The 24,570-nt window shown below is 73.6% G+C and carries 23 protein-coding genes; 17 read left to right on the plus strand and 6 right to left on the minus strand.

Features of this window, described 5'->3' with window-relative positions; genetic code table 11:
* The first annotated feature begins 29 nt into the window (after nt 1–29).
* On the plus strand, nt 30–1,157 hold the full coding sequence (locus O2W16_RS13050) for a YihY/virulence factor BrkB family protein (RefSeq protein ID WP_269159234.1): 1,128 nt from the start codon (nt 30–32) through the stop codon (nt 1,155–1,157).
* Here O2W16_RS13050 and O2W16_RS13055 read toward each other — a convergent pair.
* Entirely contained in the window at nt 1,087–2,391 is a 1,305-nt protein-coding gene (locus O2W16_RS13055; protein ID WP_269159235.1) for a D-alanyl-D-alanine carboxypeptidase family protein, read from the minus strand. The two genes, O2W16_RS13050 and O2W16_RS13055, sit on opposite strands and share 71 nt — an antisense overlap.
* A gap of 326 nt (nt 2,392–2,717) precedes the next feature.
* Here O2W16_RS13055 and O2W16_RS13060 point away from each other — a divergent pair, with 326 nt between their 5' ends.
* The 10 genes from O2W16_RS13060 (at nt 2,718) to O2W16_RS13105 (ending at nt 14,609) form a co-directional block, all read left to right on the plus strand.
* Nucleotides 2,718–3,770: a BMP family lipoprotein gene (locus O2W16_RS13060; protein WP_269159292.1), complete on the plus strand. Its 1,053-nt coding sequence runs from the start codon at nt 2,718–2,720 to the stop codon at nt 3,768–3,770.
* Between the two features lie 173 nt (nt 3,771–3,943).
* Complete coding sequence (locus O2W16_RS13065) at nt 3,944–5,494, plus strand: ABC transporter ATP-binding protein (RefSeq protein ID WP_269159236.1); 1,551 nt, start codon at nt 3,944–3,946, stop codon at nt 5,492–5,494.
* Nucleotides 5,491–6,747, plus strand: a complete 1,257-nt coding sequence (locus O2W16_RS13070; RefSeq protein ID WP_269159237.1) for an ABC transporter permease — start codon at nt 5,491–5,493, stop codon at nt 6,745–6,747. Before O2W16_RS13065 ends, O2W16_RS13070 begins: the two co-directional genes overlap by 4 nt.
* The gene (locus O2W16_RS13075) at nt 6,744–8,024 is read left to right on the plus strand and encodes an ABC transporter permease (protein WP_269159238.1); all 1,281 of its coding nucleotides are present in this window, start codon (nt 6,744–6,746) and stop codon (nt 8,022–8,024) included. Before O2W16_RS13070 ends, O2W16_RS13075 begins: the two co-directional genes overlap by 4 nt.
* A 13-nt stretch (nt 8,025–8,037) precedes the next feature.
* Entirely contained in the window at nt 8,038–8,481 is a 444-nt protein-coding gene (locus O2W16_RS13080; protein WP_269159239.1) for a cytidine deaminase, read from the plus strand.
* Nucleotides 8,478–9,761 carry a thymidine phosphorylase gene (locus O2W16_RS13085; RefSeq protein WP_269159240.1) on the plus strand — a complete coding sequence of 428 codons (1,284 nt, stop codon included), beginning with the start codon at nt 8,478–8,480 and terminating at the stop codon, nt 9,759–9,761. Before O2W16_RS13080 ends, O2W16_RS13085 begins: the two co-directional genes overlap by 4 nt.
* 138 nt (nt 9,762–9,899) lie before the next feature.
* Nucleotides 9,900–10,802 carry an ABC transporter ATP-binding protein gene (locus tag O2W16_RS13090; RefSeq protein ID WP_269159241.1) on the plus strand — a complete coding sequence of 301 codons (903 nt, stop codon included), beginning with the start codon at nt 9,900–9,902 and terminating at the stop codon, nt 10,800–10,802.
* Entirely contained in the window at nt 10,799–11,614 is an 816-nt protein-coding gene (locus tag O2W16_RS13095; protein ID WP_269159242.1) for an ABC transporter permease, read from the plus strand. The genes O2W16_RS13090 and O2W16_RS13095 overlap by 4 nt, the downstream gene beginning before the upstream one ends.
* A 46-nt stretch (nt 11,615–11,660) precedes the next feature.
* Nucleotides 11,661–12,740: an adenosine deaminase gene (locus tag O2W16_RS13100; protein ID WP_269159243.1), complete on the plus strand. Its 1,080-nt coding sequence runs from the start codon at nt 11,661–11,663 to the stop codon at nt 12,738–12,740.
* Nucleotides 12,741–12,968: 228 nt separating this feature from the next.
* On the plus strand, nt 12,969–14,609 hold the full coding sequence (locus O2W16_RS13105; RefSeq protein WP_269159244.1) for a DEAD/DEAH box helicase: 1,641 nt from the start codon (nt 12,969–12,971) through the stop codon (nt 14,607–14,609).
* Nucleotides 14,610–14,701: 92 nt separating this feature from the next.
* On the opposite strand, the gene O2W16_RS13110 is transcribed toward O2W16_RS13105, so the two are convergent.
* From O2W16_RS13110 to deoC, 4 genes are all read right to left on the minus strand, one after another.
* Entirely contained in the window at nt 14,702–16,132 is a 1,431-nt protein-coding gene (locus O2W16_RS13110) for a hypothetical protein (RefSeq protein ID WP_269159245.1), read from the minus strand.
* 111 nt (nt 16,133–16,243) lie between these two features.
* On the minus strand, nt 16,244–17,110 hold the full coding sequence (locus O2W16_RS13115; RefSeq protein WP_269159246.1) for an aldehyde dehydrogenase family protein: 867 nt from the start codon (nt 17,108–17,110) through the stop codon (nt 16,244–16,246).
* Nucleotides 17,110–18,552 (minus strand): aldehyde dehydrogenase family protein, encoded by a 1,443-nt coding sequence (locus tag O2W16_RS13120; RefSeq protein ID WP_269159247.1) that lies wholly within the window; start codon nt 18,550–18,552, stop codon nt 17,110–17,112. The genes O2W16_RS13115 and O2W16_RS13120 overlap by 1 nt, the downstream gene beginning before the upstream one ends.
* Entirely contained in the window at nt 18,552–19,547 is a 996-nt protein-coding gene (gene deoC, locus O2W16_RS13125) for a deoxyribose-phosphate aldolase (RefSeq protein ID WP_269159248.1), read from the minus strand. The genes O2W16_RS13120 and deoC overlap by 1 nt, the downstream gene beginning before the upstream one ends.
* Nucleotides 19,548–19,744: 197 nt before the next feature.
* Here deoC and O2W16_RS13130 point away from each other — a divergent pair, with 197 nt between their 5' ends.
* Nucleotides 19,745–20,944, plus strand: coding sequence for an HNH endonuclease signature motif containing protein (locus O2W16_RS13130; RefSeq protein WP_269159249.1), 1,200 nt, complete (start codon nt 19,745–19,747; stop codon nt 20,942–20,944).
* Between the two features lie 52 nt (nt 20,945–20,996).
* On the opposite strand, the gene O2W16_RS13135 is transcribed toward O2W16_RS13130, so the two are convergent.
* Nucleotides 20,997–21,392 (minus strand): hypothetical protein, encoded by a 396-nt coding sequence (locus O2W16_RS13135; RefSeq protein WP_269159250.1) that lies wholly within the window; start codon nt 21,390–21,392, stop codon nt 20,997–20,999.
* 96 nt (nt 21,393–21,488) lie between these two features.
* Here O2W16_RS13135 and O2W16_RS13140 point away from each other — a divergent pair, with 96 nt between their 5' ends.
* Genes O2W16_RS13140 through O2W16_RS13160 form a run of 5 tightly spaced genes read left to right on the plus strand, consistent with a single transcriptional unit; the run spans nt 21,489 to nt 24,564 of the window.
* A complete protein-coding gene (locus tag O2W16_RS13140) occupies nt 21,489–22,133 on the plus strand; it encodes a maleylpyruvate isomerase family mycothiol-dependent enzyme (protein ID WP_269159251.1) in 645 nt (214 codons plus the stop codon).
* Between the two features lie 31 nt (nt 22,134–22,164).
* Nucleotides 22,165–22,788 (plus strand): uracil phosphoribosyltransferase, encoded by a 624-nt coding sequence (gene upp / locus O2W16_RS13145; RefSeq protein ID WP_269159252.1) that lies wholly within the window; start codon nt 22,165–22,167, stop codon nt 22,786–22,788.
* A 3-nt stretch (nt 22,789–22,791) separates the two neighbouring features.
* Nucleotides 22,792–23,679 carry a Gfo/Idh/MocA family protein gene (locus O2W16_RS13150; protein ID WP_269159253.1) on the plus strand — a complete coding sequence of 296 codons (888 nt, stop codon included), beginning with the start codon at nt 22,792–22,794 and terminating at the stop codon, nt 23,677–23,679.
* Entirely contained in the window at nt 23,676–24,101 is a 426-nt protein-coding gene (locus tag O2W16_RS13155) for a DUF805 domain-containing protein (RefSeq protein ID WP_269159254.1), read from the plus strand. The genes O2W16_RS13150 and O2W16_RS13155 overlap by 4 nt, the downstream gene beginning before the upstream one ends.
* A gap of 28 nt (nt 24,102–24,129) precedes the next feature.
* Entirely contained in the window at nt 24,130–24,564 is a 435-nt protein-coding gene (locus O2W16_RS13160) for a DUF805 domain-containing protein (protein ID WP_269159255.1), read from the plus strand.
* Nucleotides 24,565–24,570: the final 6 nt, after the last annotated feature.

Consider the following 24,570-nt stretch of genomic DNA (forward strand, 5'->3'; position numbering starts at 1 on the left):
GCCGCCGAGGTGCGTCCAGACTGGCCACGATGACCAATCCCGTCACCCGTGCGGTCGGGGCGGCGGGCGGGTTCCTGCGCCGCCAGCGGGCCCGGCGCTCCTGGCTGGACCACCTGGCCCGTGCCGGTGGGCGCTACATCCGGGTGCACGCCACCCTGATGGCCTCCGGGGTCACCTACTACGTCTTCCTCGCGCTGGCGCCGGTGACCCTGCTGCTCGTCGCGGTCGCCGGCTTCGTCCTGCGCGGCGACCCGCTGCTGCAGGACGAGCTCCTGGGCGCCCTCCGGGACGCCGTGCCGGGGGAGACCGGGGACAGCCTGGCGCAGACCGTCACCACGGCCGTCGAGAGCGCCACCACGTTCGGCCTGCTGGGCCTGCTCGGCGTGGTCTTCATCGGGCTGGCGGCGATGGACAAGCTGCGCATCGGCATGGACATCGTCTGGCGGGGCCGGGCCGACCCCCCGGAGCTCCTGGCCGACCGGGTGCGGGACCTCGTCTCGCTGTTCGGGCTCGGCGTCGCAGGTGCCCTGAGCATCGCGCTCACCGCCGGCGCGGCCACCGTCGCCGACCAGGTGCTCGGGCTGACCGAGGTCGACGAGGTGCCCGGCTTCTTCCTGGTCAGCCGGGCACTGCCGATCCTGCTGGCGGTGGCCGGGGCCACCCTGCTGTTCCTGTGGTTGCTCAAGGGCGTGCCGGGCACCCCCTTCGGCTACCGGCAGGTGCTGCCCGGCGCCGTCTTCGGCGCCGTGGGATTCGAGGCGCTGAAGCTGGTCGGTGGGCTCTACCTGGCGGTCATCGGCGGCAACGTGACCGCCTCGACGTTCGGCGGCCTGGTCGGCCTGATCGTCTGGATCAACGTGGTGTGCCGGTTCGCCTTCTTCACCGCGTGCTGGACGGCGACGCTCCCCGCGATCGAGCACGCACACACCCTCGCGCCGCACGGCCCGGCCGGGCCGACGCCGCTGCCGGAGGTCGCACGGGTCGACGAACGGGCCGCGAGCCCGGCCGCGGGTCGGCTCGCCCTCGGCCTGCTCGCGGTCGGGGCGCTCGCCGGTGCGGCCGGCAGCCGGCTGCTGCCCCGGCTCCTCACCCGCCGCGGGGACCGGGGGCGGCCTCGGTCCGGGCGTCCCGGAGCACCGCCCGACGGCGGCCGATGACCGTGGCCGCCACGATCACCAGCGCGCCGGCGGCCAGCCCGGCGGGCACGAGCGGGGAGGTGCTCGTCGCGGAGCCGGGAGCTGCCACGGCGGCCGTGCCGGCCGGCTCGGCCACGGTCGTGGCCCCGGCGGCCATCGACGCCGTCTTCTCCTCGGCCATCTGCTCGGCGACCTCTGCGGCCTCCATCGCAGCGGCGACCTCGCCCGGCTCGACCAGCCGGCCGACGCCCTCGGCGCCGGCGGGTACGGCGAAGCCCCAGTCGAGCAGTCGCCTGGCCTGCTCCAGCTCGTGCACCGGGCGGCGCTCGGCCTGCATGACGCTGACCACCAGGCGCCGGCCGTCGCGCTCGGCGGCCACGACGAAGGTGTGCCGGGCCGCGTCAGTGAACCCCGTCTTGCCGCCGAGGGTGCCCGGGTAGTCGCTCAGCAGGGCGTTCTGGTTCTGGATCTGGTAGCCCTCGTAGCCCGCGACGGTCGGCATCTGCGCGGTGCGGGTCTGCAGCACGTCCAGGCTGTAGGGGTCGGTGACCAGCTGGCGCAGGATCAACGCGAGGTCGTAGGGCGAGGACGACTGCCCGGCCACGTCGAGCCCGGAGGGCGTGCCCGCCACGGTGTCGTACGCGCCCAGCTGGGCGGCGGTCTCGTTCATCGCGGCGAGGGTCGACCCCACCCCGCCCGCGGCCCGGGCGAGGGCGTTGGCCACGTCGTTGCCCGACTGCATGACCAGGGCGCGGAAGAGCAGGTCGACCGGGTACTGGCCGCCGCGCACCAGACCCACCCGGCTGCCCTCGATCGCCTCGTCGTCGACAGTGCCCTCGACGACCAGCGCAGGGTCCAGGACCGGCACGAGGGTGAGCAGCGTCAGCGCCTTGAGCGTGCTGGCCGGGTAGTAGCGGCCGTGCGGGTCCCGGGCCCCCAGCACCGCACCGGTTCCGGCGTCGGCGACCAGCCAGCCGCGGGCGTCGATGCCCTCGGGGAGCGGAGGCGCACCGGGTGCGGTCACCTGGCCGCGGGTGTCCAGCCGGTCACCGCCCACGGTGCTGCCGTCGGGGGCGCTGCCCTGGGGTGGCCCGTTCGGGTGCGGACTGGTCGGGGTGGGGGCCGCCGGGTCGACGGTGGGCCGGGAGCTCTCGGCCAGGGCCGGGCCGGCGGGGGCCAGCAGGAGCCCGATCACCCACAGCCCGGCCACGAGCAGCACGGCGGTCGGCCGGCGCAACGGCAGGGGTCGGCGCATGCCCGACGCTAACCCGCGGTGACCTGCCCGATGGAACCGCGCCGGGTCCACGGTGTGCCGGAGGTCTCTCGGGGCCCCTCGTGTGTGCCGGGTGTTGCCCATTGGCAACGATCGGGTCTCTATCCGTTCGCCTGGGGGTCCCCGGCGCCCGAGCCGCGGTTAGCGTGCGCACGTCGCCGTCGGAACCGCCTCGTGGGTGTGAGCTCGTACTTGTGAGCCGGCACGTGTGAGCCGGACGGCGGAGCAGCCTGGAACACACCGCACCGGGGCCCGGTCGACCGCTTGGTCGGCGGAGCCCTCTGAGAGAGGAGACCGTCTTGCGCCGAGTGCGTGGGATGAAGGCCGCAGCTCTGCTGCTGGCCGGCAGCATGGCCCTGGCGGCCTGCGCCAGTGACGAGACCGACGCCGACGCCGGTGCCGGTGACGGCGGCAGCGCCGCCGGCGAGGAGCTGATGGTCGGGCTCGCCTACGACACCGGCGGTCGCGGCGACAAGTCGTTCAACGACTCGGCCTACGCCGGTGTCGAGGCCGCCATCGAGGAGATGGGCGGCGAGGTCCAGGAGCTCTCGCCCAACGACGACGGTTCCGACCGCGCCGAGCTGCTCACCCAGCTCGCCGAGCAGGGCTACGACCCGGTGATCGGGGTGGGCTTCGCCTACGGCGAGATCATCGGCGACATCGCTGCCGAGTACCCCGAGACCACCTTCGCGGTCGTCGACTCGTCGGTGGCCGAGATGGGCGCCGAGAACCTGACCGGCCTGCTCTTCGCCGAGGAGGAGGGGTCCTTCCTCGCCGGTGCGGCTGCGGCGCTGAAGTCGGAGACCGACCACATCGGCTTCGTCGGCGGCGTGGAGAACCCGCTGATCCAGAAGTTCGAGGCCGGCTACGTGGCGGGCGCCCGCGCGGTGAACCCGGACATCACCATCGACACCCAGTACATCTCCCCGGCCGGTGACTTCTCCGGCTTCGGCGACCCGGCCCGCGGCCAGATCGTCGCCCAGGGCATGTTCGACGCCGGCGCCGACATCGTCTACCACGCCGCCGGCGGCTCCGGCCAGGGCGTCTTCGAGGCCGCTGCCGACTCCGGTGGCCGCGCGATCGGCGTCGACTCCGACCAGTACGAGACGGTCGGTGACCCGGCGCTGCAGGCGGTGATCATGACGTCGATGCTGAAGCGGGTCGACAACGCGGTGGAGTCGTTCATCACCGACTACTCCGAGGGCGCTGTCGAGGGCGGGCAGGACATCATCAACGACCTGTCGACCGACGGCGTGGGCCTGTCCACCTCCGGTGGGCAGATCGACGACATCCAGACCCAGATCGACGAGTACCGGCAGCAGATCATCGACGGCGAGATCGAGGTCCCGACGGTCCCGTGACGCGCTCGTCCTGAGCAGCACGGACGCGGCGGGCCCGGGAGCGGTACACGCTCCCGGGCCCGCCGTTTTCCGTGTGTACCGTCTCCGCGTCGGACCGGACGTCGTCCGACGCGCTCACGACCGGAAGACCTCCGGTCACCAGCCCCGGTCCAGCGCCCACCATGGAGATCCCGTTGAACGAGTCGGCACCACTGGCGGTCGAGCTGCGCGGCATCACCAAGCGCTTCCCCGGCGTCGTGGCCAACAAGGACATCGAGCTGCGTGTCCGGCGCGGTGAGGTGCACGCCATCGTGGGGGAGAACGGCGCGGGCAAGTCCACGCTGATGAAGACCCTGTACGGCATGCACCGCCCGGACGAGGGCCAGATCCTGCTCGACGGGAAGCCGGCGACCTTCCGGAGCCCGGCGGACGCCATCGCCGCCGGCATCGGGATGGTCCACCAGCACTTCATGCTGGCCGACAACTTCACCGTCCTGGAGAACGTCGTCCTCGGCAGCGAGCCGACCAAGGGCGGCCGGCTGGACCGCGGCGCGGCCCGCAGCCGGATCCAGGAGATCTCGGACAACTACGCGCTGGGCCTGGACCCCGACAGCCTGGTCGAGGACCTCGGCGTCGGCGACCGGCAGCGCGTGGAGATCGCGAAGGTCCTCTACCGGGGCGCCACCACGCTGATCCTCGACGAGCCGACCGCCGTCCTGGTCCCGCAGGAGGTCGACGAGCTGTTCGGCAACCTCGCCGAGCTCAAGCGCGAGGGCCTCACCGTCATCTTCATCTCGCACAAGCTCGACGAGGTGCGCAAGGTCGCCGACTCGATCACCGTCATCCGCCGAGGCACCACCGTCGGCACCGCCGACCCGCGGACGACGAGCGCCAAGGAGCTGGCGGAGATGATGGTCGGCGCGGAGCTGCCCGTCGCGGCGACGCGGGAGTCCACGGTGCGCGAGGCCCCGGTCCTCCGGATGCGCGGGGTGACCGTCACCGCCGCCGTCGCCGGCGGCCGGTCGGTCGTCGACGACGTGACCCTCACCGTGCGCGAGGGGGAGGTCGTCGGCATCGCCGGCGTCGAGGGCAACGGCCAGGCCGAGCTGGTCGACGCGATCATGGGCCTGCGGCCGCTGGCTGCCGGTGAGCTCCGGCTCGGCGACGAGGACATCGCGCAGTGGAGCACCCGCCGACGCCGCGAGGGCGGCATCGGCTTCGTCCCGGAGGACCGGCACCGGCAGGGGATGCTGCTGGACGCGCCGCTGTGGGAGAACCGGATCCTCGGACACCAGACCCGGCCGCCGGCGGTCAAGGGGTTCTTCATCGACCGGCGGGCAGCCCGGGCGGACACCGCCCGGATCATGCGGGAGTACGACGTCCGGGCACCAGGGCCGGACACCGCGGCGGTGGCGCTCTCCGGGGGCAACCAGCAGAAGCTCATCGTCGGGCGGGAGATGAGCGCGCACCCGCGGCTGCTCGTCGCCGCCCACCCGACCCGCGGTGTCGACGTCGGCGCCCAGGCCGGCATCTGGGAGCTGCTCAAGGACGCCCGCGCGGAGGGGATGGGGATCCTGCTGGTCTCGGCCGACCTGGACGAGCTGATCAGCCTGTCCGACACGCTGCACGTCATGCTCCGCGGCGCACTGGTCGCGACGCTGGACCCGAGACGGGTCACCCCGGAGGAGCTCGGTGGGCACATGACCGGCGCCGTGCGCGGCGACGACTCGGCGGGTGCGGCGTGACCGGCCTCCGCCGGCTGGGCCTGTCGCTCATGGCCCCGGCCATCGCCGTGGTGGTGGCGCTCGCCCTGTCCGCGGCCGTCATCGCGCTGATCGGCCAGAACCCGGCCACCGCGGTCCGGGTCATGTTCGACTTCGGCGACTCGCCCGCCCAGCAGACCCAGGCGATCGTGGTGGTGCTCAACCGTGCGGTGCCGCTCTTCCTCGCCGGGCTGGCGGTCTCGGTGGCCTTCCGGATGGGCCTGTTCAACATCGGCGTCGAGGGCCAGTACCGGATCGCCACGGTGCTCGCCGCCGGCGCCGGCGCGGCGGTGGCCCTGCCCGGGCCGCTGCACCTGCTGCTCATCGTCGTCGTCGCGATGGTCGTCGGGGCCTTCTGGGCCGGCATCGTCGCCGTGCTGAAGGTGACCCGGGGCGTGAGCGAGGTGATCAGCTCGATCATGCTGAACTTCATCGCCCTGGGGTTGGCGTCCTACCTGCTCACCGGGCCGCTGCGGGGCTCGCCCGAGGGCGCCTCGATCATCACCACCAGCCCGATCCCCGAGTCCGGTTGGTTCCCCGGTCTGAACGGCGTGCTCACCGGGCTGGGCCTGGCGGAACCGCGCTCGGAGCTCTACGGCTTCCTGGTCGTGGCCGTGGTGGTCGGCATCGCCGTGGCCGTGCTGGTCAAGCGCACCCGGTTCGGCTTCGACCTGCGGGCCACCGGGATGTCGCCGTCCGCGGCCACCGCGAGCGGGGTGGACGCCCGCCGGATGGTGCTCAAGGCGATGCTCATCTCCGGCGCCATCGCCGGCCTGATCGGCATGCCCGACCTGCTCGGCGAGGCACGCAGCTACAACACCGAGTTCACCGCGGGCCTGGGCTTCCTGGGCATCGCCGTGGCCCTGCTGGGCCGGAACTCCCCGCTGGGGATCGCGTTCGGCGCGCTGCTGTTCGCCTTCCTCGACCGGGCCGCGATCCCCCTGCAGTTCGCCGACATCCCGGCCTCGGTCGTCACGATCATCCAGGGCACGATCGTGCTCGCCGTCGTCATCGCCAACGAGATCGCCCGCCGGGTGACCCGGCAGCAGGCCGAGCGCGGCAGCGCCGTCGCGCCGCCCACCACCGGTGACGGCAGCACCGGCGGCGAGCAGGGGCCCGGCGACGGGCCGCCACCGGACGTCGGTCCCACGACCGGCACCGGCACCGGCGTCGGGGTCCGCAACGCGAACGGTGAACCCGGCCGCACCGACAGTCGTCAGGGAGCAGGGGCATGAGCACCGCAACCGCCGTACCCACCTCCGGTGCCGGCCGTGGCCCGGTGACCGAGTTGTTCCTCGGTGGTGGCCGGGCGCGCCGGGTGACCTGGCTGCTGGTCGGGCTGCTGGTGCTGTTCTCCGCCGTGCGGGTGATCTCCGGTCAGCAGGCGCTGACGTCGTCGTCCACCTTCGGTGCGGCACTGCTGCTCGCCGTCCCGCTCCTGCTGGTCGCCCTCGGCGGCTTGTTCGCCGAGCGTGCGGGCGTGGTGAACATCGGCCTCGAGGGCATGATGATCCTGGGCACCTGGGGAGCCGGCTGGGCCGGCTACCAGTGGGGCTGGGTCGGCGCGCTGGTCGGGGGCGCGATCTGCGGTGCGCTCGGCGGCCTGCTGCACGCCGTCGCCACCGTCACCTTCGGCGTCGACCACGTCGTCTCCGGCGTGGCGATCAACATCCTGGCCGCCGGCGTCGTCCGCTTCCTCTCCGAGCTCCTCTACACCGACAACCCCGCCGGGGGTGGGGTCACCCAGTCGCCGTCGCTGTCCAGCCGCCCGCCGAGCTTCTCGCTGCCGGTGCTCTCCTCCGGCCCCGACCTGCTCGGTGACCTGGAGTCCCAGCGCTGGTTCCTGATCAGCGACCTCGCCGGGCTGCTCCGCGGGGTGAGCAGTGGCGTCGGCGTGCTCACCGTGCTGGCCGTGCTGATGGTCCCGGCGGCCTACCTGCTGCTCTGGCGGACCGCGTTCGGCCTGCGGCTGCGCTCCTGCGGGGAGAACCCGGCGGCCGCGGACTCCCTCGGCGTCCCGGTCTACCGGCTCAAGTACATCGCGGTGATCATCTCCGGCATGCTGGCCGGCCTGGGCGGGGTCTTCCTGGTCTTCATCGCCAACATCTACCGCGAGGGGCAGACCAACGGCCGTGGCTTCATCGGCCTGGCCGCGCTGATCTTCGGCAACTGGCGCCCGGGCGGCCTGGCCGCCGGTGCGGGCCTGTTCGGCTTCGCCGACGCGTTGCAACTGCGCAGCCAGACCGCGGTGGTGGCGTTGCTGCTGCTGGTGGCGTTCCTGCTCGCCGCGGTCACCGTGTGGCAGGCGGTCCGCGGGAAGTGGACCCAGGCGGTCATCGCGGCCGCCTTCGCAGCCGCCACGCTGGCCGCGTTCCTGACCATCGACGAGCTGCCCGACGGCATCGTCTCCTTCACCCCGCACCTGACCACGCTGCTGGTCCTGTCGCTGGCCTCGCAACGGCTGCGGCCACCGAAGGCCGACGGGCTGGTCTACCGACGAGGAGAGCACTGATGGGAGCGACCCCGTGACGTCGCCGGAGATCGACTGGGACGCCCTGCGGACGTCCGCCCGGGAGGCGATGGCGCACGCGTACGCCCCCTACTCGCAGTTCCCGGTGGGGGTGGCCGGCCTGGTCGACGACGGCCGGGTGGTCACCGGGTGCAACGTGGAGAACGCCTCCTACGGTCTCGGCCTGTGCGCCGAGTGCGGCATGGTCAGCGACCTGGCCCGCTCCGGCGGTGGCCGGCTGGTCGCGGTGGCCTGCGTGGGCGGCGACGGGCAGCCGCTGATGCCCTGCGGCCGCTGCCGGCAGCTGCTCTGGGAGCACGGGGGAGCCGAGATGCTCATCGAGACGGTGTCGCTGGGGATCGTGCCGATGCGTGAGGTGCTGCCGGACGCCTTCGGTCCCGAGGACCTGGTGGCGGCGGCCGCGCGCACCGCCGGCGACGGGGTGGAGGCGTCCCGATGACCCAGCCCTTCGACGCGATCGACGTCATCCGGGCCAAGCGGGACGGCCGGCCGCTGAGCTCCGAGCAGATCCGCTGGGTGATCGGGGCCTACACCGACCGGGTGGTGCCCGACGAGCAGATGAGCGCGCTGCTCATGGCCGTCTTCTTCCGGGGCATGTCCGCCGACGAGCTGGCCGCCTGGACGCAGGCGATGATCGACTCCGGCGTCCGCAAGGACCTCTCCTCGCTGGGCCGACCGACCGCGGACAAGCACTCCACCGGCGGCGTCGGCGACAAGATCACCCTGCCGCTGGCCCCGTTGGTCGCCGCCTGCGGGGTCGCCGTGCCGCAGCTGTCCGGCCGCGGCCTCGGACACACCGGCGGCACCCTGGACAAGCTCGAGTCGATCCCCGGGTGGCGGGCCGACGTCGGTGAGGAGGCCTACCTGGCGCAGCTCCGGGACGTCGGCGCGGTCATCTGCGCCGCGGGTTCGGACCTCGCACCGGCGGACAAGGTGCTCTACTCCCTCCGGGACGTGACCGGCACCGTCGAGTCGATCCCGCTGATCGCCAGCTCGATCATGAGCAAGAAGATCGCCGAGGGCGCCGACGCCCTGGTGCTGGACGTGAAGACCGGGTCGGGTGCGTTCATGCGCGACCCGGCCGACGCCCGCACCTTGGCCCGCACGATGGTCGGCCTGGGCGAGGCGGCCGGCGTGCGCACCGTGGCGCTGGTGACGGCGATGGACCGGCCGCTGGGCCGGGCCGCCGGCAACGCCGTCGAGGTGGCCGAGTCGGTCGAGGTGCTGGCCGGCGGTGGCCCGGCCGACGTCGTCGAGCTGACCCTCGCCCTGGCGCGGGAGATGCTCGCCGGGGTGGGTCGGGACGACGTCGACCCCGCCGACGCCCTGGCCGACGGCCGGGCGATGGACGTCTGGCGCCGGATGATCGCCGCGCAGGGCGGTGACCCCGACGCCCCGCTGCCGCAGCCGGCCGAGCGGCACGTGGTGACCGCCCCGGCGACCGGCACGCTGACCCGGCTGGACGCCTACGCGCTCGGCGTGGCGGCGTGGCGGCTGGGTGCCGGCCGGGCCCGCAAGGAGGACCCGGTGTCGGCCGCGGCCGGCGTCGTCTGGACCGCCGGGGTGGGGGAGCAGGTGACCGCCGGGCAGCCGCTGCTGGAGCTGCAGACCGACGACGCCGCCCGCATCCCGCGCGCCCTGGAGGCGCTGGAGGGGGCGATCGGCGTCGACACCGACGACGAGCCGCTGCCCCTGCTGCTCGACCGCATCACCGCCTGAGCCCACCGCTGCAGTCGTGATCATGGAGCCGGCGTGGGGACTCGCCGCCGGGGATCGGCGAGTCGTCCCGCCGGCTCCATGATCGTCGGGGGAGGGGTGGCGCGGGGTGCACAGCCGGGGAGAGGACACTGACCGTTCGTGACCCGAACGCCCGCCGCACCCGCGCCCGGAGCGGTCCAGCCGGCCAGCCCGCTCGATCCCGAGGCCGCGATCAGCATCCGCGGCCTGGTGAAGCGCTACGGCGACCGCAACGCCGTCGACGGCGTCGACCTGGACATCCAGCGCGGGGAGATCTTCGCCCTGCTCGGGCCCAACGGTGCGGGGAAGACCACCACCGTCGAGGTGCTGGAGGGCTACCGCGCGCGGGACGGCGGCGAGGTCCGGGTGCTGGGCGTGGACCCGGCCGACGGCGGGCGGCGCTGGAAGGCCGAGCTCGGCATCGTGCTGCAGTCCGGCGCCGGGGACAGCCAGTTGACCTGCCTGGAGCTGCTGCGCGCCCAGGCCGCCTACTACCCCGAACCGCGCGACCCGGCCGAGGTGCTGGAGCTGGTCGGGCTCACCGAGAAGGCCGGCTCCCGCGGGCGCACCCTCTCCGGGGGCCAGCGTCGCCGGCTCGACGTCGCGCTGGGCATCGTCGGCCGGCCGCGGCTGCTCTTCCTCGACGAGCCCACCACCGGCTTCGACCCGGAGGCCCGCCGGCAGTTCTGGTCGCTGATCCGCTCGCTGCGCGACCTGGGCACCACGATGCTGCTGACCACGCACTACCTCGACGAGGCCGAGGAGCTGGCCGACCGGGTGGGTGTCATCACCCGGGGCCGGTTGGTCGAGGTGGCCGTCCCGTCGGCGCTGGGCGGGCGCGGGCAGGCCCCGGCCGTCGTCAGCTGGACCGAGGACGGCGTCCGGCGCACCGCGGAGACCGCCGCCCCGACGGCCTTCGTCGCGGAGCTGGCCACCCGCTTCCCCGGTGAGGTGCCCGACCTGGCGGTCGCCCGACCCACGCTCGAGGACGTCTACCTGCGCATGATCGGCGACCCCGCATGACGATGATCGAGGAACGCTCGCTGCCGTCGATCGGCAGTGTCTGCCGGACCCGGGCCGGGGTGGAGCTCAAGGAGTTCTTCCGTCAGCGGGAGTCGGTCGTCTTCACGCTGATGTTCCCGGTGATCCTGCTGCTGGTGTTCGGCGCGGTGCTGGACTACGAGCTGGGCTCCGGGGTGAGCTTCACCCAGTACTTCATGGCCGGGGTGATCGCCGCGGGCATCCTCGGCGCCAGCCTGCAGAACATGGCCATCGGCATCGCGACCGAGCGCAGCGACGGCACCCTCAAGGGCCTGGCGGGCACGCCGATGCCCAAGAGCGCCTACTTCGTCGGGAAGGTCGTCCAGGTCCTGGTCGTCACCGTGGCGATCGTGGTGATCCTGCTGGTCATCGGCGTCGTCTTCTACGGCGTCGACCTGCCGTCGGGTACGGAGTGGCTGACCTTCGCCTGGGTCGCCGCGCTGGGCTCGGCGGCCTCCACGCTGCTGGGGATCGCCGTCTCCAGCCTGGCCCGCAACGGGCGCTCCGCCTCGGCGACGGTCACCCCGGTGGCGCTGGTCCTGCAGTTCATCTCCGGGGTGTTCTTCCAGTTCAGCGAGGTGCCCACCTGGCTGCAGACGGTCGCTGCGGTCTTCCCGCTGAAGTGGATGGCCCAGGGGCTGCGCTCGGTGTTCCTCCCCGACGCGCTGGCCGCCCAGGAGCCGGCCGGCAGCTGGGAGCTCGGCCGGGTCGCCCTGGTGCTGGGCATCTGGTGCGTCGTCGGCCTGGTGCTCTGCGTGCGCACCTTCCGCTGGCAGGACCGCGTCGACCGGTGACCCGTCCCGGACCTGGGGTCCGGGGACGCCTCGGTAGCGTGCGGGGATGCCCGCCGCACCCCTGAACGCCGAGACCCTCGCCCGCGCGCCGAAGGTGCTGCTGCACGACCACCTGGACGGCGGGCTGCGGCCGCAGACGGTGCTGGAGCTGGCCGAGGAGGTCGGCTACCGCGAGCTGCCCGCCGACGAGCCGGAGGCGCTGGGCCGCTGGTTCCGCGAGTCCGCCGACTCCGGTTCGCTGGAGCGCTACCTGCTGACGTTCGCGCACACGGTGGCGGTCATGCAGCGCCCGGAGGCAGTGCAGCGGGTGGCCCGCGAGTGCGCGCTGGACCTGGCCGCCGACGGGGTCGTCTACGCCGAGGTGCGGATGGCGCCGGAGCTGCTGACCGCCGGTGGGATGTCGCTGGACGACGCGGTCGAGGCGATGCTCGACGGCTACGCCCAGGGCAGCCGGGAGGCCGCGGCCGCCGGGCACCCGATCGTCGTCGGCACGCTGCTGTGCGCGATGCGCCAGGCCGACCGCTGGGTCGAGGTCGCCGAGCAGGTCGTGCGGCACCGGGACGCCGGGGTGGTCGGCTTCGACCTGGCCGGACCGGAGGACGGCTTCCCGCCGGACCGCATCCCCGCGGCGATCGAACTGCTGGACCGGGCCGGTGTCCACCGCACCGTGCACGCGGGCGAGGCGGCGGGCATCGATTCCATCCGAGCGGCGCTGGACGGCGCCGGCGCCGAGCGGCTCGGCCACGGGGTGCGGATCGCCGACGAGGTGCCGGCCGACGGCCCGCTCGGCGCGCTGGCCGAGCGGGTGCGCGAGGAGCAGGTGCCGCTGGAGGTCGCCCCGTCGTCCAACGTGCAGACCGGCGCCTACCCGACGCTGGCCGACCACCCGGTCGACCGGCTGCACCGGGCCGGCTTCACGGTGACCCTCAACACCGACAACCGGTTGATGAGCGGGGTGTCGGCCACCAGCGAGCTGGCCGCGGTCGTGGACACCTTCGGCTGGGGCTGGGACGACGTGCAGGCGGTGGCCGAGCGGGCGCTGCGCGGTGGGTTCGCCGACGACGCGGTGCGGGCCCGGGTGTTCACCGAGGTGCTCCGCCCGGGCTTCGAGGCGCTCCGCTCCTGACTCGCGCGAGCAGGATCACCCACGCTCGGGAATCTTCTGGGCGCGGTCGCTGCTAACCTGGACGTGCCGGTGAATGCCGGTCATCCTCCCGGGCGGTCCTGCCCGGGCACAGCGCATCCGTGCAGATCACGCGTCATAGCAGACGCCCCCGATCACCAGCGTGGACGCCGGGCATCCGGCGACCACCATCACCACGGGACGCGCGCCGATCTGTATCGGAGTCCCCGCTTGTCCTCGTTCGACTCTGTCGACGTTCAGAACACCCCCGCTCTGCAGGACGCCCCGGCTGACGCCGCCGTCCTCGACGCGCCCGCCACCGAGGCCCCCGCGGCCGAGGCGGCGCCCGAGCCCACCGGCCCGACCTTCGCCCAGCTGGGCCTGCCCCAGCCGCTGGTCACCGCGCTCGAGCGCAAGGGCATTCGTCACCCCTTCGCCATCCAGACCTCCGCCCTGCCGGACGCCCTCGCCGGGCGCGACGTGCTCGGCAAGGCCGCCACCGGCTCGGGCAAGACGCTGGCCTTCGGCCTGCCGCTGCTCGCCCGGCTCGGTGCCGAGCCCGGTCAGGGTCGCCGCGCGCCGCGTGGCCTGATCCTGGTGCCGACCCGCGAGCTGGCCCAGCAGGTGCACGACAACCTGGCCCCGCTCGGGCAGTCCAACGGCGTCCAGCTGGCCGCCGTCTACGGCGGTGCCTCGATGTACCGCCAGATCCAGCAGCTGCGTCGCGGTGTCGACGTGCTGATCGCCACCCCCGGGCGGCTCCAGGACCTGATCAACCAGGGCGAGGCCACCCTCGCCGAGGTGATCGTCTCCGTCATCGACGAGGCCGACTTCATGTCCGACCTCGGCTTCCTGCCGGTGGTCAAGGAGCTGCTCGACCAGACCCGGCCCGACGGCCAGCGGCTGCTCTTCTCGGCCACGCTGGACGGCGAGGTCGACACCCTGGTGCGCCGCTACCTCAAGGACCCGGCCCGCCACGAGGTCGCCAAGGCGGAGGACAGCGGCCCGCAGGCCGAGCACCTGGCCTACAGCGTGTCCTTCCCGGACAAGCTGAAGATCGCCGAGGCGATGGCCGCCCGTCCGGGCCGGATCATCATCTTCGTGCGGACGCAGCACGGTGCCGACCGGCTGGCCGGCAACCTGCAGCAGGTCGGCATCGCGGCCGAGCCCATCCACGGTGGGCTCCCGCAGGCGGCCCGCCGCCGTGCGCTGGAGGCGTTCACCGACGCCCGCAGCCCGGTGCTGGTGGCCACCGACGTCGCCGCGCGTGGCATCCACGTCGACGACGTGTCGCTGGTCCTGCACTACGACCCGCCGGCAGACCACAAGACCTACCTGCACCGTTCCGGCCGCACCGCGCGCGCCGGTGCCGCGGGTGTCGTGGTCTCGCTGCTCCTCCCCGACCAGGTGGGCCAGGCCAAGCGCCGCTTCCGCCAGGCCAAGCTCGACCCGCAGGTGTCGCGGATCCGTCCGGGCGACGCCCCGATCACGGACCTCGTGGCCGGTGGCACGTTCGTCGAGCCGATCGTCCGTCCGGTGCGCGAGTCGCGCCGTCCGGCCGGTGGTTCCGGTGGGCGTCGTCCCACCGGGGAGCGTCCGGGTGGCTACCGCGGTGGCCCGCGCCGTCCCTCCGGCGACCGCGAGCGCACGTACGGAGACCGCCCCTCGGGCGAGCGCTCCTACGGCGATCGGGATCGCAGCGCAGCTGGCCGTCCCTCCGGCGACCGCGACCGCTCGTACGGTGACCGCCCCTCGGGCGAGCGCTCCTACGGCGATCGGGATCGTTCCGGTGGCGGCGAGCGGCGCGCCGGTGGCTACCGCGGCTCCAGCGACGGGCAGCGCCCCGGCGCCCGCCCGGCCCGCTCCTTCTGAGCAGGGGCCCCGTCGTAGCTGACGGGGCCCGAACGGCAACGGCCGGCTCCCGCATCGCGGGGGCCGGCCGTTGCCGTCTCGTCGTGGTCTGCTCAGTCGTTGCGGAAGACCAGCGCGGTGCCGACGTCGGTGAGGACGTCGCCCCACGCCGTCCCCAGCGCCGACGCGTCCTCCGCGGACAGCGGGGCGGTCGGCTCGGCCTCGCTGCGGGCCACGGCCCGGCCCAGCGGTGCACCGGCGGCGAGCAGCTCCTGCACGCGCGCCAGGCCGGCGTACTCGGCGAGGTCGAGGGCGCCCTCGGCCGGCTGCGCCAGGGCCTGGTGGGTCGCCAGCCCGCCGGCGCCCCCGGCCACCTCGCGGAGCACCTCGGCCAGCGCCGCCAGGTCGTACCGGTCCTCGTCGGCCGGCAGCGGCATGGTGTCGGTGTCGGCCACCTCGGGCCACGAGGCGATCTCGGTGAGGTCGTGCTCCTCGTCGCCCGCGCAGAACCGGGCCAGCTCGACCGGGGTCGGGAAGACGAAGACCTTTCCGTCGCGACCCAGGAAGCGCGCGCGGTCGTCGACGTAGCAGCGCAGGGTGATCCCTGCGCCCTCCGGCACGACCAGCTCCACGGGCAGGATGCCGACCGCCTCCCAGAACTCCTGGGCGGCGGCGACGGCCGCCGGGGTCGCGGTCAGCCCGCTGCCACTGCGGATGGTCCGGATGCCGGCGGTGGACGCCTGGGTGGGGCTGGCCGCGGTGGAGCCGGCGGCGGGGCGGGCGGCCGGGGCGACGTCGTCGTCCTCGTCGTCGTCCTCGTCACCGGGCTCGGCGGCGCGGGCCTCGGCCTCCTCGGCGGCGGAGGGGTAGTCGTCCGCCGCGACGGTGCCGGCGCCGGTCCAGTCCAGGTGGTCGTCGAGCTCCTCGAGGACGTCCTCCCACAGTTCGTCGACGGCGGTGCCCAGCCGCGCCCAGCTCTCCTCGCCGCTCCGGCCGAGGAACGCCCCGACGCCCAGGCCGAGGGCGGCGATCTCGGGGCGGGAGACCAGCTCGGCGACGGCCTCGAAGCTGGTCTCGTCGTCGTCCAGGTCCTCGTCGTCCTCGTCGCCGGTGGTGTCGCAGCACTCGGCGAGCCGACCGACGATGTCGACGTCGGCGGCCAGCTCCTCGACGGCCCAGCGGTCGGGGTTCTCCGCGACGATGTCGTAGACGCCGTCGAGGTCGTAGCGGTGGTCCTCGTCGGGGGTGAGCTCCGCGGCGCCCAGCGTCGACACCGTGGGCCAGACCGGGTGGTCGGCCAGGTCGTGGTCGGTGCTCACCCGGCAGAACGCGGCGAGCGCGGCCGGCGAGGGGAACAGGTGGACGACGGCGGTGGGGCCGGGGGCCTCGGGGTCGTCGTCGTTGATGTCGGCCGGCACGTCGATCGTGCTGCCGAGGAATGCCTGCCACTCCTCGCCGTCCTCTTCCCACGGCGGCGCCCAGAGCGTGTAGCCCGTGCGGTCGTCGAGGGTCAGGGCGATGGGGACGATGCTGGGCCTGGGCACCCGTCCATCCTGCCCGGTGCACCTGTGCGTTCGCGACGTGGGATCGAGCCCTCGGCCGCGCTGCAGGGTCCCGCCGCGAGCTCGCGAGTGGCGGGGGGCAGCGGGGTCCTCTCAGACGCCGATCGGGTGCCAGACGGACTTGGTCTCCAGGAACGGCCGCAGCCGGGAGAGCCCCGGGTCCGCGGTCCAGTCCGGCTCCTCGGCGGGAGCGCGCAGCACCCGCTTGATCGTCCCGGCGGCGGAGCGCTCGAGCTCCATCGCCAGCGGTGCGGGGGCGCCGGCCAGGTCGATCGCGTCGACGTCGGCGTGCTCGGCCAGCCAGGGGCCGATCTCCGCAGCGTCTCCGGTGAGCAGGTTGACCACGCCGCCCGGGACGTCGGAGGTGGCGAGCACCTCGCCGAGCGTGATCGCGGGCAGCGGGCGCTCCTTGGAGCTGACCACGACGGCGGTGTTGCCGGCGGCCAGGACCGGGGCGAGCACGCTGACCAGGCCGAGCAGCGAGCTGCGCTGCGGGGCGAGGACGGCGACGACGCCGGTGGGCTCGGGGACGGAGAAGCCGAAGTACGGCCCGGCGACCGGGTTGGTGCTGCCCAGCACGGCGGCGAGCTTGTCGGTCCAGCCGGCGTACCAGACCCACCGGTCGATCGCGGCGTCCACCGCGGCCCGCGCCTTGGCCGCGGAGAGCCCCTCGCCGGCGGCGACCTCCTCGGTGAACTGGGCGGCGCGGCCCTCCATCACCTCGGCGACCCGGTAGAGCACCTGGCCGCGGTTGTAGGCGGTGGCACCCGACCACTTCCCGAAGGCGCTGCGGGCGGCGACCACGGCGTCCCGACCGTCCTTGCGGGAGGCCCAGGCGGCGTTGGCCAGGAAGTGCCCCTTGGCGTCGTGCACCTCGTAGGTGCGGCCGGACTCCGACCGGGGGAACGCCCCGCCCAGGTAGAGCTTGTAGGTCTTGCGCACGGTGAGCCGGTCGGACATCAGGAGTCGCTCCTCAGGTAGGCGGCGAGGCCCTGCCGGCCGCCCTCGCGGCCGTAGCCGGACTGCTTGTAGCCGCCGAACGGCGAGGTCGGGTCGAACTCGTTGAAGGTGTTGGCCCACACCACGCCGGCGCGCAGCTGGTCGGTGACCTTCAGGATCCGGGAGCCCTTCTCCGACCAGATGCCGGCCGAGAGCCCGTAGGTGGTGTTGTTCGCCTTCGCGACCGCCTCGTCGGGGGTGCGGAAGGTCATCACCGAGAGCACCGGGCCGAACACCTCGTCGCGGGCGATCCGGTGGGCGGGGGAGACGTCGGTGAAGACGGTCGGCTTGAACCAGAAGCCGCGGTCGGGCAGGTCGCCGTCGGGCTGCCAGCAGGTCGCGCCCTCGGTCTCGCCGAAGGCGGTCAGCTCACGGATGCGGGCCAGCTGCTCGGCCGAGTTGATCGCGCCCAGGTCGGTGTTCTTGTCCATCGGGTCACCGACCCGCAGCGTGCCGATCCGCCGCTGCAGCGAAGCGACGACGTCGTCGTGCACCGACTCCTGCACCAGCAGCCGGGAACCGGCGCAGCACACGTGGCCCTGGTTGAAGAAGATGCCGCGGACGATGCCCTCGACGGCCTGGTCGATCGGGGCGTCGTCGAAGACGATGTTCGCCGCCTTGCCGCCCAGCTCCAGGGTGAGCCGCTTCTCGGTGCCGGCGACCGCGCGGGCGATGGAGCGGCCCACCTCGGTGGAGCCGGTGAACGCGACCTTGTCGACGTCGGGGTGGCTGATCACCGCGCGGCCGGTCTCCCCGGCGCCGGTCACGATGTTCACCACGCCCGGCGGCAGGTCGGCCTGCTGGCAGATCTCGGCGAACAGCAGCGCGGTCAGCGGGGTGGTCTCGGCCGGCTTGAGGACGACGGTGTTGCCGGTGGCCAACGCCGGGGCGACCTTCCACGCCAGCATCAGCAGCGGGAAGTTCCACGGGATGACCTGACCGGCCACACCCAGCGGGCGCGGCGCCGGGCCGAGGCCCGCGTGCTCCAGCTTGTCGGCCCAGCCGGCGTGGTAGAAGAAGTGCGCCGCGGCCAGCGGGACGTCGACGTCCCGGGACTCCCGGATCGGCTTGCCGTTGTCCAGGGTCTCCAGGACGGCGAACTCCCGGGCCCGCTCCTGCAGCAGCCGGGCGATGCGGAAGAGGTACTTGCCGCGGTCGGCCGGGCGCATCGGGCCCCAGGTCTTGACGAACGCCCGGCGGGCGGCCCGCACGGCGCGGTCGACGTCGTCCTCGTGGGCGGTGGCGACCTCGCTGAGCACCTCCTCGGTGGCCGGGTTGACCGTCTTCAGGGGCGTGCCGGTGCCGTCGACGAACTCCCCGTCGATGAACAGCCCGTAGCTGGGCCGGATGTCGACGATCGACCGGGACTCGGGTGCGGGCGCGTACTCGAACAGGCTGGTCATCAGTCCACGCTCACGTGGTCGGGGCCGGAGTAGTGGCCGGTGCGGAGCTTCTGGCGCTGCAGGAGCAGGTCGTTGAGCAGGCTGGAGGCGCCGAAGCGGAACCAGTCGGGGGACAGCCAGTCCGAGCCGACGGTCTCGTTGATCAGCACCAGGTGCTTGACGGCGTCCTTCGTCGTCCGGATGCCGCCGGCGGGCTTGACCCCGACCTGGCGGCCGGTGGCGGCGCGGAAGTCGCGGACGGCCTCCAGCATCACCAGGCAGACCGGCAGGGTGGCGGCGGGGGAGACCTTGCCGGTGGAGGTCTTGATGAAGTCGCCGCCGGCCAGCATCGCCAGCCAGGAGGCGCGGCGGACGGCGTCGAGGGTGACCAGCTCACCGGTCTCCAGGATCACCTTGAGGTGCGCCGGCCCGCAGGCCTCCTTGACCGCGACGATCTCCTCGAAGACGTCGAGGTAGCGGCCGGTGAGGAACGCGCCGCGGTCGATGACCATGTCGATCTCGTCGGCGCCTCCTGCGACGGCGTCCCGGACGTCGGCGAGCTTGACCTCCCGGCTGGCCCGGCCGCTGGGGAAGGCGGTGGCGACGGCGGCGACGTTGATGCCGGTGCCGGCCAGCGCCTCCTTGGCGACGCCGGCCAGGTCGCCGTAGACGCAGACCGCGGCGACGGCCGGGCAGCTCGGGTCGGTCGGGTCGGGACGGCGGGCCTTGGCGGCCAGTGCGCGGACCTTGCCCGGGGTGTCCGAGCCCTCCAGCGTGGTCAGGTCGACCATCGAGATCGCCGTGTCGATCGCCCACGCCTTGGCGGTCGTCTTGATCGACCGGGTGCCCAGCACCTTCGCCCGGGCCTCGGCCCCGACCTGGTCGACGCCGGGCAGGCCGTGCAGGAACGCGCGGAAGGCGTCGTTCGAGCGAGTGACGTCGGCGAACGGGTCGGGCAGGGTGCCCGTTCCGCTGCTGGTGTCGGCCAGCGCGTTCGGGTCCAGCACGTGGGTCATGCGCCGCATTCTCCACGGCGGCATCGGGCCAGTGGACACAGTCCGCAGCCGGGGACTCCCTCCAACTCTCTTCCGGGTGGCGTGTCAAGAGAGTGCGGCGATCTGTGGACAGGCACTTGACCTGCTGATTCGCGTTGTGGGGGCGCCTCGTCGGCGGTAGTATTCGTACACACGTTCGAACACGTCGGGAGGTGTCCGTGAGCGAGCTCCAGTCGGCTCTGGACGTCCTGGCGGCCGATGATCTGCACCTGCTGTCGGATGCGCAGGTGCTGGACCGGACGGCGATGCTGGTGCAGCTCGGCAACCGGGTTGCGGCGGAGTTGACCCGCACCGTGCGCCGGGCGGAGACCACGCAGGCCGCCGAGCGCGACGGGCTCAAGAGCATGCGGTCGTGGCTCATCGGGCATGCGCGGTTGTCGCAGACGGAGGCGTCTCGGATCGTGCGGTCGGGGCGGGTGCTGGAGCACTTCCCGGTGCTGGCGGCCGGGTTCGCCGAGGGCGTGGTCACCGCGGCGCAGGTGAACGTGGTCGCCGAGAAGATCGGGGCCGGTGAGGTGGCCCGGGCCGAGGAGCAGGGCATCGACCTCGCGGCCTTCGACCAGGTCTGGACCCAGGTGGCGGTCGACTCGCCGCACCAGTCGCTGGCCACGGCGGTGCAGGCGTTCGAGGACGCACTTGATCCCGACGGGACCGAGCCCGATCCCACCGAGGGGCGTCGGTTCACGATGGTCACGCACGCCGACGGCAGCGTCACCGGCCGGTTCGAACTGGATGCCGTCGGTGGGGAGAAGGCGCAGGCGGCGATCGAGTCGATCGTGCAGGCCGACCGCCCGAAGGGCGATGACCGCACCCGGGCGCAGCAGAACGCCGATGCCTTCGTGCAGCTGTGTGACAACCAACTGGCTTCGGGGAACCTGCCGATCCTGCGCACGGTGAAGCCGCACGTGGTGGTGGGGATCGACCTGGACGACCTGGTCGACCCGGCCACCGGCGCCGGTGCTGCGGAGATGGGCTTCGGAGCCACGATCTCCGCGGCGCGGGCCCGCTACCTGGCCTGCGACGGCAGCATCTCCCGCATCGTGATGGGCCCCGACGGGACCCCGCTCGATCTCGGTAGAGATCACCGGGTGGTCACCCCCGGGCTGCGCAAGGCCGTCGAAAGCCGCGACAAGAGCTGCGTGTTCGCCGGCTGTGGCGCCCCGAGCTGGTGGTGCGACGTGCACCACCTGATCCACTGGCTGCACGGCGGAGAGACCTCGCTGCAGAACTCAGCGCTCCTGTGCGAGCGGCACCACACCAAGGTCCACCACGGCTTCCGGGTCCAGCGAGATCCCGGCGGTCGATGGCGCACCTACCGCCCCGACGACACCGAGATCCTCATCGGCCCACGGCTGTGACCGGGCCCGGTCTGGTGAGGGCGGGCGGGCGCCGTCGTAGCGCTCGCCAGCGTCACTCCGAGGTGGCTTCAGGGTGGGTGCACAAGCGCGCCCGCAGTCGCGGGCTGAGCACCACGTCGTGCGGCAGCCGGCTGAGCTCGATCGCATCGACGGCGACCCCTTGGGCCCGTGCGGTGTTGGCCAGCGTGCCCCAGTGGTCGGCGGCCATGTCCTCGGGCGACCGGTCACCGAAGGGCTCGTCCGGTCCGACGACGGCGCGCGACGTGTCGACCACCTCTGCCACCGAGCACGTGTCCCAACTGCCCGACGAGCCCCAGCCCCGGTCGTCCAGCAGCAGCACCCGACTCCCGTCAGCGAGCTCCAGCTCGTGCTGCGCCGAGACCGAGATCCGGTCTCCCGCTCGATCGCCGACGTCGGCCAGGGTCAGGAGACGGACTGCTCGCTTCATGCGCTCCTCGTCCCGGTCCGTGGGCACGGCGATGACTTCGCCGTGGCGCTGGAGTCCTCGACACGACCGATGTCCACCGTCCCCTGCGAGGCATCCGTGCCCGAACCCCGCGTCGCCATGCTCCCCGAGGTCGCCGCGCAGCGGCACGCCCTCGCCGACCTGCTCGACACCCTGCACCACGACGAGTGGGAGGCGCCCTCGCTCTGCGCTGGCTGGACGGTGCACGACGTGCTGGCCCACCTCGCCCTCTCCACTCGGCAGTCCACCGTCGGCATGGCGCTGCGCATCCTGCGGGCCCGAGGCGACTTCGACCGGGCCGAGGCCCGCGCCGCCCGGGAACGCGCCGCCGCACACCCGCCGGCCACGCTCACCGCCCAGCTGCGCGAGACGGCCGCCCTCGACCGCCGGGTCGGGGTGTCCAGCCCCTGGGACCCGCTGGTCGACGTCCTCGTGCACAGCCAGGACGTCGCCCGCCCGCTCCGCCGCCGGCTGCCGACACCACCGGAGCTCGCCGTCCCGGCGCTGCAGCACGTGTGGTCCAACGTCTTCTACGGCCGCCCGTCCCGGCGGTTCGGCGGGGTTCGCCTGGTGGCCACCGACACCGCCTGGGCGGAGGGTGCGGGACCGGAGGTGCGCGGCACCGCCGGAGACCTCCTGCTGCTGGCCACCGGCCGGTCGGTCTCGGCCTCTGGGGTCACCGGGCCGGGAGCCGGGGAGGCCGCCGCCCGGCTCCGCTCCTGACCTGCAGTCGGGGGCCGATACGGTGTGCGCCGTGCAGCTGACCGTCGTCGACCACCCGATCGCCCGCGCCCGACTGTCGCGGATGCGCGACGAGCGCACCGACAACGCCGCCTTCCGGGCCGCGCTGCGGGAGCTCACCCAGATCCTGGTCTACGAGGCCAGCCGCGACCTCGCGGTCGCCGAGGAGCCGATCACCACCCCGGTCACCGACACCACCGGCTACCGGCTGGCCGCGCCGCCGCTGATCGTGCCGGTGCTGCGGGCCGGGCTCGGCATGGCCGACACCGCGCACGGGATGCTGCCGGAGTCGCAGATGGGCTTCGTCGGGCTGGCCCGCAACGAGGTCACCTTCCAGCCCGAGGCCTACATGGCCTCGCTGCCCGAGTCGCTGGTCGGCCGCCAGGTGTTCGTGCTCGACCCGATGCTGGCCACCGGCGGGTCGCTGGTGCACTGCTGCTCCCTGCTCACCGCCCGCGGCTGCACCGAGATCACCGTGCTCTGCGCGCTGGCCGCCCCGGAGGGGATCAAGCGGCTGGAGGAGAGCGGCCTGCCGCTGCGCGTCTTCACCGCCAGCATCGACGAGCGGCTCAACGAGGACGCCTACATCGTCCCCGGCCTCGGGGATGCGGGCGACCGCCAGTTCGGCGCGGTCTAGGGCATGCGGTTCGGGGTGCTCGGCACCGGCTTCTGGGCGAGTGAGGTGCACGCCACCTCCCTGGCCGGGCACCCGGACGCCGAGTTGGTCGGCGTGTGGGGTCGGGACCTGGCCAAGGCGAAGGCGGTCGGGGCGCAGTTCGACGTCCCGGGGACCGACGACGTCGACGCCCTGCTCGCCGACGTGGACGCGGTCAGCTTCGCGCTGCCCCCGGACGTGCAGGCGCCGCTCGTCGAGCGGGCGGCCGCCGCAGGCAAGCACCTGCTGCTGGAGAAACCGGTCGCGCTGTCGGTCGCCGCGGCCGACCGGGTGGTCGCCGCGGTCGAGGCGGCCGGGGTCGCCTCGGTGGTCTTCTTCACCAACCGCTTCCGGACGGCGACCTCCACCTGGCTCGAGCAGGCGTCCCGCACCACCCTGGCCGGTGGGGCGGTCACCTGGCTGGGCCGGCTGGCCGGATCGCCGTTCGAGACCCCGTGGCGCCTGGAGCACGGCGCGCTGTGGGACCTCGGACCGCACGCGCTCTCCCTGCTCGTCCCCGCGCTCGGACCGGTGACCGCAGTCCAGGCCGGCGCCGGGCTGGGCGACACCGTGCACCTGGTGCTCACCCACCCCGAGGGCCGCGCGAGCACGGTGACCGTCTCGGCGACCGTGGGAGAGCTGGCCATCGGCATCGACATCTGGGTGCACGGGGACGCCGGCCGGCTGGTGCTGCTGCCCGAGTCCGGCACCGCGGTCGAGGCCCATGCGGTCGCCGTCGACGAGCTGCAGGCGGCTGCGCTGACCGGCGGGGTGCACCCGTGCGACGTCACCTTCGGGCGGGACGTCGTCCGGGTGCTGGAGGCCGCGCAGCGGTCGTTGCACACCGGCTGCCGGGAGACCGTCGGGGGATGAGCGGGAACGACGGCCGCGGCGGTCTGCTCGGCTGGTACGTGCCCACCGGGCGGATCCGGCGCAGCGACTGGTGGGTCCGCTACGTGCTGCTCATCGGTCTGTTCGGGCTGATGGCCTCGGTCGTGGACGCGCAGTGGTTCCCGGACAGCTACCCGCGGTTCGAGGACCGGGAGGGCGTCGTCGACGTGGACGTCCTCTGGTTCTTCCCCGAGGAGGGCGGGCCGGTGACCGCGCTCGTCGCCCTGGTGCTCGCCGTGCCGAACGTCGCGGCCACCGTCACCCGGTTGCACGACCGCGACCACTCCGCCTGGTGGCTGCTGTGGAGCCTGCTCCCGGGCATCGGCTGGTTGATCCTGTTGATCACCTGCGGGTTCCTCGGGACCCAGCCGCACCCGAACCGGTACGGGCCACCTCCTCGCTGACACGCGCCGCACGAGGCAGACTGGGTGCGTGGACTTCTGGCAGTGGTACGTGCGCCGCGGGCGCATCGACCGGCGCACCTGGTGGCTGCAGTACGCCCTGCCGATCGGGGCGCTCAGCGTGCTGGCCCTGATGGCCGACGTGGCCCTGGGCAACAGCTCGCTGGAGAGCATCGCCATGGGCGAGACCGGCTACGGCCCGATCGTGACCACGATCGGGCTGCTGGCGATGCCGGCGTCGCTCTCCAGCGGCGCGACCCGGCTGCACGACCGCGGCATGTCCGCGTGGTGGCTGCTGATCGGGCTGGTGCCGCTCTTCGGTCAGCTGGCGCTGCTGGTGATCACCGGCTTCCTGCCCGGCGACGGCGGCCCCAACCGGTACGGTCCGCCGCCGTCCGCGGCCCCGCTGGCAACCCCGCAGCCCGAGCCGGCTCCCGAGCCGGAGCGGCCGCCCTACTGGGGCTGACGCCGG

It is taken from the genome of Modestobacter sp. VKM Ac-2984, from assembly GCF_026967985.1.
Classification (GTDB): domain Bacteria; phylum Actinomycetota; class Actinomycetes; order Mycobacteriales; family Geodermatophilaceae; genus Modestobacter.